General features: G+C 65.3%; 7 protein-coding genes and 1 pseudogene. 1 reads left to right on the top strand and 7 read right to left on the bottom strand.

Annotated elements, in window-relative coordinates; translation table 11 throughout:
• Positions 1-145: 145 nt before the first annotated feature.
• Genes B3587_RS09060 through B3587_RS09035 form a run of 6 tightly spaced genes read right to left on the bottom strand, consistent with a single transcriptional unit; the run spans position 146 to position 6,389 of the window.
• The gene (locus B3587_RS09060; RefSeq protein ID WP_292728000.1) at positions 146-817 is read right to left on the bottom strand and encodes a GntR family transcriptional regulator; all 672 of its coding nucleotides are present in this window, start codon (positions 815-817) and stop codon (positions 146-148) included.
• A 4-nt stretch (positions 818-821) separates the two neighbouring features.
• Complete coding sequence (locus B3587_RS09055; protein ID WP_099699114.1) at positions 822-2,477, bottom strand: thiamine pyrophosphate-dependent enzyme; 1,656 nt, start codon at positions 2,475-2,477, stop codon at positions 822-824.
• A 1-nt stretch (position 2,478) separates the two neighbouring features.
• The gene (locus B3587_RS09050; RefSeq protein WP_292727997.1) at positions 2,479-4,170 is read right to left on the bottom strand and encodes an FAD binding domain-containing protein; all 1,692 of its coding nucleotides are present in this window, start codon (positions 4,168-4,170) and stop codon (positions 2,479-2,481) included.
• Between the two features lie 25 nt (positions 4,171-4,195).
• The gene (locus tag B3587_RS09045) at positions 4,196-5,113 is read right to left on the bottom strand and encodes an MBL fold metallo-hydrolase (protein ID WP_292727995.1); all 918 of its coding nucleotides are present in this window, start codon (positions 5,111-5,113) and stop codon (positions 4,196-4,198) included.
• Entirely contained in the window at positions 5,110-5,583 is a 474-nt protein-coding gene (locus B3587_RS09040; RefSeq protein ID WP_180279734.1) for a RidA family protein, read from the bottom strand. Before B3587_RS09040 ends, B3587_RS09045 begins: the two co-directional genes overlap by 4 nt.
• The gene (locus B3587_RS09035; protein WP_292727993.1) at positions 5,580-6,389 is read right to left on the bottom strand and encodes a VOC family protein; all 810 of its coding nucleotides are present in this window, start codon (positions 6,387-6,389) and stop codon (positions 5,580-5,582) included. Before B3587_RS09035 ends, B3587_RS09040 begins: the two co-directional genes overlap by 4 nt.
• A 236-nt stretch (positions 6,390-6,625) precedes the next feature.
• Between B3587_RS09035 and B3587_RS09030 the strand changes: the two genes are divergently transcribed.
• Positions 6,626-8,053 carry an aldehyde dehydrogenase family protein gene (locus B3587_RS09030; protein WP_099699109.1) on the top strand — a complete coding sequence of 476 codons (1,428 nt, stop codon included), beginning with the start codon at positions 6,626-6,628 and terminating at the stop codon, positions 8,051-8,053.
• 176 nt (positions 8,054-8,229) lie between these two features.
• Here the strand turns inward: B3587_RS09030 and B3587_RS09025 are convergent.
• Positions 8,230-9,470 (bottom strand): annotated as a pseudogene (locus B3587_RS09025) (IS256 family transposase).
• Positions 9,471-9,833 lie beyond the last annotated feature (363 nt).

The following is a 9,833-nucleotide window of genomic DNA, read 5'->3' as shown; positions in this document are numbered from 1 at the left end:
AGGCGCAGGCGCTGCGGGAGCAGCAGCGTGTCGTAAAGCGCCTCGTCCCCGTGAGGATGGCGTACACCTTGTCGGCTGGTTCGGGAATGGTGATCTCGTTCTCGAGTTTCATGACTCTTCCTTGTCGAAGCGGCTGAATGCCGGGTTACACGGCGCCACGCAGCATCAGCTTGGCCAGGGCGACGTCGCGAGCGCTGATGACATGGTCCCAAGCCAGACGCGAGGCTTCGGCTGGTTCACCGTCACGTACCGCGTTCAGGATCTCTTGGTGTTGTTGCAGCGCAAGTTGGATATCGGTGCTGTCGTAGGCGTTCTCCAGTGAGTGATTGAAACAGAAGTATGTCGAATGTCTGTAAACCACTTCCAATCTTCCGTTGCCCGACAGCTTCATGACCGTTTGGTGGAACTCGTTGTTCAGGCGTACGTACTCGCTACGCTCCTGCAAACTCGCAGCCGACGATTCGTCGACGATTCGGGCCAGTTCGCCGAGCAGCTCAGGATCGGGATCACGTGCCGCGATCATGGCGGCGCCGGACTCGAGAATGGCCCGCACCTCGTACAATTCGCGAATCTCGTCCAGGGTTGGCTCGTGAACATAGACGCCGTGCCCGCGGCGGTCCACCAAACCGTCGAACTCCACGAGGCGAAGCGCCTCGCGGATCGGCGTCCTACTCATCTCCAGGGTTTCGGCGAGTTCGGCCTCCACCAGCCTCTGGTTGGGGCGGAGAGTGCCGAGCAGGATCGCGAGCCGGATCTTCTCGTAGGCGATGTCCGATAAAGTTGCCTCGGCTCGCTCATCGGCTCTCAACATTTCCATAGCCTCATTCCGCTTTCAACGATGACGTGGTCTCCGAAAGGATCATTCCGGGTGAGAGCACGCCTGGATCGATCATGATGTCAAGCACCGCTGGGCCATCATGCGCCCGTGCCTTGGCGACGGCCTCGATGAGTTCGGTCTCCTCGGTGACGGTGAATCCGAGACAGCCCAGGGAACGAGCGAAACCGGCGATGTCGACCTGCCCGATGTCGACCCCGGAGAAGCGCCCGATACGACGCGCCTGATGCATCGCAATGGTGCCGTAGAGGCCGTTGCGGAACACCGCGGCCACCAACGGCAGACTGAGCCGAGCGGCTGTCTCGAGTTCTTGTCCGCTCATCAGGAACCCGCCGTCACCGGCCACCGCGAGGACCTCTCGATGCGGGGCAGCGAGCTTGGCGCCGATCGCGGAGGGGATGCCGTACCCCATCGCCCCGCTGATCGGCGCGACCTGGGACTTCGGTCCGTAGACCCAGTGTCGGTGCAGGAAGGCCGAGAAGTTTCCTGCGTCATTCGTCACGATGGGGTCGGCGCCCTCGTAGCCCTCCATGAGCCGCTTGACCACGATGGCAGCATCCAGCATGGCCGTCGAGCGCGACGGACCCACTTCGGCGTGAGCGAGGTACGCCGCATGCGCGCCGGACCAGTCGTGTTTGCGCGGCGCAGGTTCCTCTTCGAGCAGCGCCTCGAGGCACAACCCCACATCGGCGACGATCCCCAAGTCCACCGGTACGGAACGGCCGATCTCCTGATCGGAGGGATAGACCTGAATGACCGTACTGCTCGGCTTCGGTTGGGAGTAGCCACCGCTCGTGATCTCGTCGAGTCGGGTTCCCAACGCCAGCACCACATCGGCGTGGTCGAGAGCCTGCCGGATCTGCGGCGTGGCCTCCAAACCCAGATGCCCCAAGAAGTTGGGGTGCATCGACGGGAATAGATCCTGTCGACGGAACGCGGTGTAGACCCCCGCGCCGTAGTGCTCGGCAAGGAAAGGAAGGTCATCCTCGTAGCCTCGGCATGCTTCGCCCACTATGAACACCGGGCGTTCGGCGGCCGACAGCAATGAGGACACCCGCGTGGTCTGCTCCGCCGACGGGCAGCCCAGGCAGACACGACGCGCCGCCTGTGGCGCAGCCCAGCCCGCAACCTCCGGATCGGTATCGACTGCCAGGACGTCTTCGGGCAGGGCCAACAACACCGGTCCCGGCCGGCCAGAGGTAGCGATCCGGACCGCGCGGGCGGTGTATTCCGCAATGCGGTTCGGATCGTGCACGGTGATCGCATGCTTGGTGATCTGCCGGAAGAAGTCGGGCAGATCGACCTCCTGAAATGCCTCGCGGCCCAGATTGCCGGTTGTGGCCTGACCGACCAGCACGATCATGGGCGTGCTGTCCTGGTAGGCGGTGTGGACGCCGATGGACAGGTTCGCCGCGCCGACGGCGCGCGTGGCCATGGCGACCGCGGGTTGCCCCGAAACCTTGGCGTCCGCTTCTGCTGCGAAGGACGCTCCCGATTCATGACGTGTCGAAATCAGTTGAGCGCCAGGATGCTGTTCGATGGCATCCAGCACCTCCAGGTAGCTTTCTCCGGGCACCCCGTAGAACCGGGTGGCTCCGGCGGCGACCAGGGCCTGGACCAGATGATGACCTACGTTGACCATTTCAGGCTCCTTCCCTGCCCAGTAGCCGTCCGAGGATCGCCGCCAGTGTCGAGGAGCAATCGTGGACGCTCGTTTCGGAACGCCACGCGACGTAGCGGTCGGGGCGGACCAGCACACAGCCGTCGGCGCCCACCTGGCGCTGCTTGACCCAGGCCAGCCGGGGATCGAGCCACTGACCATCGAGGTGGCTGATGCTCACCGCGGTCAGCGGTACCCCCAACTCGTCGGCACAGCGTTCCGCCGCCTCGAGCCAGTCCTCACCGTTCTCCCCTGCGATCAACAAGAAGTGCCCTGGTTCCACTAGTTGGTCCACACCGAGCCGTTCGACGCCTCGCTCCACCCAGGCATGGGGGATATGGGTGCCCGGGACGGTCGACGGGATGTACAGGCGGATGGGGTCCGGGTTCGGTATCGGCTCGCCCAGTTCATCGGGGATCACCGCGCCGGACGCGTATCGCATCCCCTCGTGCACGTTGTGCTCCCGATATTCCATGGACTGGCTCGCGAAGACCCTCTTGACCTCATGGCGGAACTCGTCATGCCGCGGATCGTTGTCCCACAAGCGACGGACAGCTGCCCAGTTCTCCTCGGGCGTCTTGTCTTGAGAGAGACCGAGCACGGCATCGAGGCGGGCGTAGTTGCGCAGATTCTCGATCGAGCGGTCCGCGTAGTATGCGCCGACGGGAAGGCGTTCTTCGGCGTAGGTCGTCAGCAGGTCCGGCTCGGCAACTCCGCTCATGACCAACTTGAGCTTCCAGCACAGATTGCTGACGTCTCCGACAGCGGCATTGAGGCCGAGGCCGCCCATGGGCGGGTGTCGATGTGCGGCGTCCCCGACGAGGAAGACGCGGCCGACCTGCACGCGTTCGGCGACCAGGTGCTCCCAGCTCCAGTGGGTGATCTTGCGCACGTCGAGCTTGAAGTCCGGGGTGCCCAGGCAGCGGCGGACCCGGTCGAGAACGAGACTCTCATCCAGCCGGTCGAGGTCATTGGGCAGGTAGGAAAGGTAGATCACCCATTCCTCGGAGTCCGCGCCCCAACAGATCCCGATGCCCAGGTGTGCGATAGCGCCATCGGGCGCCAACTCGGCAGCGACCGCCGTACCGGTCACGGCGAAATCACCGCAGCGCCGGGCGAACTCGACGAACGACGTTCCCGTGGTGGGGCCCCACGTCGGCACGACGATCTCGGTGAGCAGTTCTGTTGCCTCGATAGAGGTCATATAGAAGGACAGGAAGAACTCTTCCGGTGTCACCTCGCGCGTACCGTCGACCGATCGCAGCACGAACCGGGCACCCAAGGCGGTCAGGGCTGCCGGGAACTCTGCAGCAGGGTCGGCGTGCGCCACGGATCCACCGATGGTGCCGCGTGAACGGATGGATGGATGTCCGATGTACGGAGCGGCCTTCGACAACAGGCTAGGCGCACCGACGAACGCGAAGCGCTCAACCTGGGCGTGCCGGGTCAGGGCGCCGATCCGAACCTGACTGCCCTCATCGACGATGTAGCTCAACTCCGACCCGAGCTTGCGCAGGTCGACGAGATTAGCTGGTCGGGCCAGTCGCATGTTGAGCATCGCAGCGAGGCTCTGGCCCCCGGCGATGACCTTGGCCTCGTCCTCGAAGATGTCCAGCAGCCCGATCACCTCGGCGACGGATGCAGGAGCGCTGTACGCGAAGGGCGCCGGTTTCATGTGGCCTCCTGACCTAGCTGGGTGATCATGCGTGACTCACGAGATCGGGAACCCCGGCCAGGATCGCCATCTCCTTGAAGGCGCGGGCTCGGTCGACCGGTGGAAGGGGTTCGTCCGCGACTTCGAAGTAGGCCCGGTGCAGATTGGCCACCAGTCGTTCGGAGCACGGCCACTCGGCATAGGCACCGAGATCGACCTCGCGCGCGAGCTCGAGGGGTTCGAGGCCGGCGGTCCGTCCGTCCTGCGCGATCTTCAGGAGCCATTGGAGGTAATCGATCTGGTCCTGGAGCAGTTCGGGGCCCCCCACGCTCCCGTGTCCGGGAACGATGATGCGCGGTCTGAGGTCCTGGAGCTTGCCCAGCGTGGCCATCAGGCCCCGCCCCGTGCCCATGCCCGAGAACGGTGTGACTCCGCCCATGACCAGGTCTCCGGTGAACATGATGCGTTGCTCGGGGAGCCACACCACGATGTCGCCCTTGGTGTGGGCGGGGCCGAGGTGGAGCAGCTGCAGCTCGGTGTCGCCGTGCCAGATGGTGTGCTGGCCGTCGAAGGCCATAGTCGGCGGTCGTACCTCCACATGCCCCCAATCGACCATCGGGAACATGCTCTGCATCGACAGTCCCGCGGTGATGATCTCGTCGCGACAGGCGCGATGCGCCAGGATGTCTGCTTTGTCGAACATCGCGTTGCCGTAGGTGTGGTCCCCGTGGTGGTGGGTGTTGATGACCAGCCGTACCGGGTGAGGATCGATCGCTGCCGTCTGCTCGATGAGGCTGCGGTTGCGCTCTTCGGTGCCCGTGGTGTCGATCACGATCCCGCCCTTGCCGCCGGGAAGGAAGCCGCCGTTGGACAGCACCCAGCCGCCGTCCGGCTGGACATGGGCGTAGACGCCGTCGGTCAGTCGCTCTAGGCGCGGCATCGGCGCGCGTCCAGTCCGGTTCATTCTGCGTCCTCGAGCGCGCAGACGGCTTCCACCTCGAGCGGCATGTTCCAAGGAATGCTGGCGACACCGCAGGCGGTGCGCGCCGACAGTCCGCGCTCTTCGCCGAAGGCCGCGACGATGACATCGGTGAAGCCGTTGAGCACCTCACTGGGGTGGTGGAAGTCCGGGGTGCAATTGATGAACCCGTTGACCTTGACCCATCGGATGCGATCCACGTCGTAGCCGGCGTCGAGAAGGATGCGGACCTGGTTCAGCGCAGTGGCGCGTGCGGCTTGGTAGCCGACCTCCTGATCGAGGTCGTGTCCGAGCTTGCCGCTGAACAACAGCGTGGGGCCATGCCACGGGCCCGTTCCGGAGAGATACAGCGTGTTGCCGTCCTGACCGATGCGCTTGAGCTTTGCGGGCTTAGAGGTGTTCGAGGGCGGGAGTTCGAGCCCAGCCCGTTCGATCCTCTCAAGGACGCTCGTCATGATCCCTCGGTGAAGGTGCCCGGGATGATGGGATCTGCCCATGCATCAAGAGTGTCCTGAAGGCCGCGCCAGACGCGGGGCTCGGCCGCGGCCGGCACTTCCGACCCACCGCAGCTCAGCTCGATCCGATTGCCGCCCGGAGTCCACATGTAGGCGTAGAAGTTCGCGCCGACCGGGTGCCTGCTGACCCCCAACTCGATCTTGTGACCGGCGGCGGCAATCGCGTCCAGCGCCGCAGCCATGTGCTCGAGCGAGGCGTACTCGAAGGCGTAATGGTGCAGGCTCTGACCCTTAGCGCGCAGCGGGAAAGCCGCCACGTCATGGTGCACATGGCTGGTGCGGATCCAGCAGTTCAACCATTCGCCGCTCTCCTCATCGACGATGAGGTCGGAGACGCGCGCGCCGAGGACGTCGCACATGAACTGGCCCAACGCCCGACGGTCCGAGCTGATGAGATTGATGTGGTCGCCGTCGATCGGCGTCACCCCGTGCCTCGCCGGCTGCTGCCGATACGCCTCGCGGTAACGGTTGTCCTGGACGGTCACCAGTTCCATATCATGGCCCTCGGGGAGGGTGAAGCGCAGGGAATTGGTCTGGCCCGGGGCAGCGTCGGTGAGCAGCTCATGCTCGACACCCGCGTCGCTGAGACGGTGGGTTGCCCAGTCCAAGTCGTCACCATCGCCGGTGCGGAGGGTGAAGCGCTGCACTCCTGTGCCGCCCTTGACCAAGGTCAGGTCGACGTTGTTGTCGTAGCCGCAGCCCAGGTACGTAGCGTTCTCGTCGCGCGATATCTCCTCCAGGCCCATCACATTGATGAAGAAGTCGGAGGCTGCGCCGAGGTCGGTGACCCGGAGGTCCGCCTGCTCGAAGTGTCCAATGTTTCTCATCTGACGCCTGGGTCCTTTCGTTGTCCGCCACCCTGGGCGGGCCGAGTCGTGTCTGTATACAGCCCAGTATGCGACAATGTATACTGGAACCAAGCTGCTGGCAATGCCTCTGGGAGCTTCGACGCATCGCGACAACGCAAAGGAGCGTGCAGGACATGTCTTCACCAACGAAGATTCACCACCTGATCGGCGGCGAATGGGTAGGAGACCCAGTCGTAGAACGCCTCAATCCCTTCGACGACAGCGTCGTCAGCGTGGTCGCCAGCGGGGACGCTGACACCGTCGCCGAGGCTGTCGCGGCAGCCTCTGAGGCGCAACTGGGCTGGGCCGCGCGGCCGCTGCCTGCCCGTGGAGCGATCCTGCTCGATGCCGCGGAGATTCTGCGGTCACGGCATCGTATGGTGGCCAAAGACCTGGTCAGGGAGGAGGGTAAGACGTTCAGCGAAGCGTTCGGTGAGGTACGCCGAGCGATCGACATCCTGAGGTTCTTCGGTTCCCTCGGGTGGCGCGAGGTCGGTGAGGTGCTCCCGAGCGCAACGCCCGACACGATGGTGTACACCCGTCGGGAACCGCTCGGCGTGGTCGGATTGGTGACGCCGTGGAACTTCCCGATCGCCATTCCAGCGTGGAAGATGGCGCCCGCTTTGATCGGCGGGAACGCAGTGGTGATCAAGCCGGCCGATCTAACCCCGCTGTCTGTGTCTCATTTGGTGACGGCGCTCACGGAGGCGGGCCTGCCGAACGGCGTGGTCAATGTCGTGAACGGCCCCGGTTCAGTGGTCGGGGAGGCGCTGTGCACGCATCCGGATGTGAGTGCGATCTCGTTCACCGGCTCGACCGGGGTCGGGCACCACATCCGTGAGGTCGTGCAGGGCCGAGGGGCCCGCGTGCAACTGGAGATGGGTGGCAAGAACGCCCTTGTCGTGCTGGACGACGCCGATCCGGTGGCTGCTGCTCAGGTCGCCGCGGCCGGCGGCTTCGCCCTGACCGGTCAGGCATGCACGGCGACCTCCCGTGTCTACGCCACCCGCGGGATCCACGACACGTTCGTCGCGGCGCTGGCAGAGGCTGCCGCTAAGATCGTCCCCGGCGACGGACTCGCCGAGGGCACCACGATGGGACCGGTCGTCTCCGATGCTCAACTGAGCAACGACATCAAGGCGGTGGAGCAGGCGCGGGCCGATGGAGTGCTGCTCGGCGGCGAAGCCGATGGCCGGTTGCTACGCCCAGCCGTGGTGACTGGGCTACGTGCCGACCACCCGGTGGTCACGGAAGAGGTGTTCGGGCCAATGATCGCGGTGTTGCCGACGGAGGATCTCGATGAGGCGATCGGCGCCGTCAATTCCTCGGTCTACGGTTTGTCCGCGGGCATTTGCACCTCTTCGCTGGCCTCGGCGCAGCGCTTCGCCGCCGATGCCGAGGCAGGGGTGGTGAAGGTGAACCGTCCCACCACCGGCCTGGATCTCAATGTACCGTTCGGCGGGGTCAAGGCCTCCTCGACGAACACCTTTCGCGAGCAGGGCTCCGCCGCGCTCGACTTCTATACCTGGACGAAGTCCGTCTACCTAGGACATGACCTCTGAGTCGTGATGCCCGTTCACTGGGCGGGGGCGTGCGCTAAGGGTACGTATCGACGGGAATGGCGGCTGAGCCGGGACATCCCAGGCAGCCGCCCTTCTCGGCACATGGGGCAGCCCGGGACCTAGGCTCCTTGACAGAGCCCCGCTGGGTGGTGGGCTTTGAGGGGATCCCCGGTGCCCTACTCGCCGCTCTCCATCGCGGCGTGATCTCCAGTATCCATGGTGGTGTCGAGCATCGCCATGGACTCTTCGGATAGGTAGCGGCGGTCGCCGGCGATCCACTCGTCGTGCATGTCGATCAGGACTGCCCCGACCGAGCCGGATCACTGCGGCAGCATTGGGGAAGATCCCCACCACGCGGCTGCGGCGCTTGATCTCCTTGTTGACCCGCTCAAGCGGGTTGGTCGACCATATCTTGCGCCCGTGGGCCTTGGTGCACGCGGTGAACGCGAGAACCTCGGCCTTGGCCTCGTCCCTCAGCGGCGCGACCTTGGGGAAGGTCTTGGCGACCTGGTCGCGGACCTCGTCCCACGCCTGGCTGATGGCCTCGGGGTCAGGTTGGGCAAAGATCGTGCGAAAGACGGCGGCGACCATGTCGGCGTGGGTCTTGGCGACGTGCGCCAACAGGTTGCGGGCGAAAGTGGAACCGGCAGCGCTGGTGGGCTGAGCCCTGGAAGGACCGCTTGAGTGCCTTGACCAGGCCGGAGTGCTGATCGCTGGTGACCAGCTGCACCCCGGCCAGGCCGCGCTGCTTGAGGCTTAGCAGGAAGCTGCGCCATAACGTCTCGTCCTCGCTGTCCCCGACGTCGAGGCCGAGGACCTCGCGCGAGCCGTGGGCGGCGATCCCGGTGGCGACCACGACGGCCATCGACACCACCTGACCTCCCTGGCCGGGCTTGTGGCGCACGTGCAGGTAGGTCGCGTCGAGGTAGACGTAGGGGAACGCGATGTGGTCCAGCGCCCTGGTGCGGAACGCGCCCACGGACTCGTCGAGTTGCTCGCAGATCCGGGAGACGTCGGACTTGGAGATTCCCGAATCGGCGCCGAGCGCGACGATCAGGTCATCGACGCTGCGAGTCGAGACGCCGTGGACGTAGGCCTCCATCACCACCGCGTACAGCGCCTGGTCGATGCGGCGGCGCGGCTCGAGGATGGAGGGGAAGTAGGAGGCCTTGCGGAGCTTGGGAATCCGGACTTCGATGTCGCCGGCTTTGGTTGCCAGCAGCTTGGGGCGGGTCCCGTTGCGTTCGGTGACGCGGTCCTCGGCGCGCTCATAGCGCTCCGCGCCGATCACACCGGCGGCTTCGAACTCGACGAGCTCCTGCAGCACGGTGCGGACCGATTCGCGGATCATGTCGACGCCGTCGCCGGTGCGGAACGCCTCGAGCAGCTCGGACAGGGCAGACTGGGACAAGGCCATCGATGGTTCTCCTTCAGTGCGTGACTTGGTCGTTTCACACCGAAGATCCGCCGATGGCCGCCTACTTCACGCCACCACGCCGGTCCTCAAACCCCACCACTCCACGGGACTCTCCTCCGGGTCTCCGGGTGACGCGGTGGAGCGACAAGGGGACGCGACGCAGGTCGACGGCCACGTTGTGCTGTGCCTGGATTAGTCCCACGAGACCGGGGCCGACGGTCCCTCGATCACCGCCGGCGTGGGGCGCCAAGCCACGGCCGTCGGGCCGCCGCCCTATCGCGGTGTTCGCTACTTCGCCCATCGATGCCTCCTTCGACCTCGACCGGTCGACGGGTAGAGGTGTCGGCGGCCATGGAAAACTGC

It is taken from the genome of Microbacterium sp. UBA837, assembly GCF_002296025.1.
Lineage (GTDB): Bacteria > Actinomycetota > Actinomycetes > Actinomycetales > Microbacteriaceae > Microbacterium.
The sequence above is the reverse complement of the archived record's forward strand: the minus strand, read 5'-3'. Positions and strand labels throughout refer to the sequence as shown.

What these genes read in the sequence shown, in the direction of transcription:
- B3587_RS09060 (WP_292728000.1), bottom strand. Translation starts at nt 817, where the DNA reads ATGGAAATGTTGAGAGCCGATGAGCGAGCCGAGGCAACTTTATCGGAC.
- B3587_RS09055 (WP_099699114.1), bottom strand. Translation starts at nt 2,477, where the DNA reads ATGGTCAACGTAGGTCATCATCTGGTCCAGGCCCTGGTCGCCGCCGGA.
- B3587_RS09050 (WP_292727997.1), bottom strand. Translation starts at nt 4,170, where the DNA reads ATGAAACCGGCGCCCTTCGCGTACAGCGCTCCTGCATCCGTCGCCGAG.
- B3587_RS09045 (WP_292727995.1), bottom strand. Translation starts at nt 5,113, where the DNA reads ATGAACCGGACTGGACGCGCGCCGATGCCGCGCCTAGAGCGACTGACC.
- B3587_RS09040 (WP_180279734.1), bottom strand. Translation starts at nt 5,583, where the DNA reads ATGACGAGCGTCCTTGAGAGGATCGAACGGGCTGGGCTCGAACTCCCG.
- B3587_RS09035 (WP_292727993.1), bottom strand. Translation starts at nt 6,389, where the DNA reads ATGGGCCTGGAGGAGATATCGCGCGACGAGAACGCTACGTACCTGGGC.
- B3587_RS09030 (WP_099699109.1), top strand. Translation starts at nt 6,626, where the DNA reads ATGTCTTCACCAACGAAGATTCACCACCTGATCGGCGGCGAATGGGTA.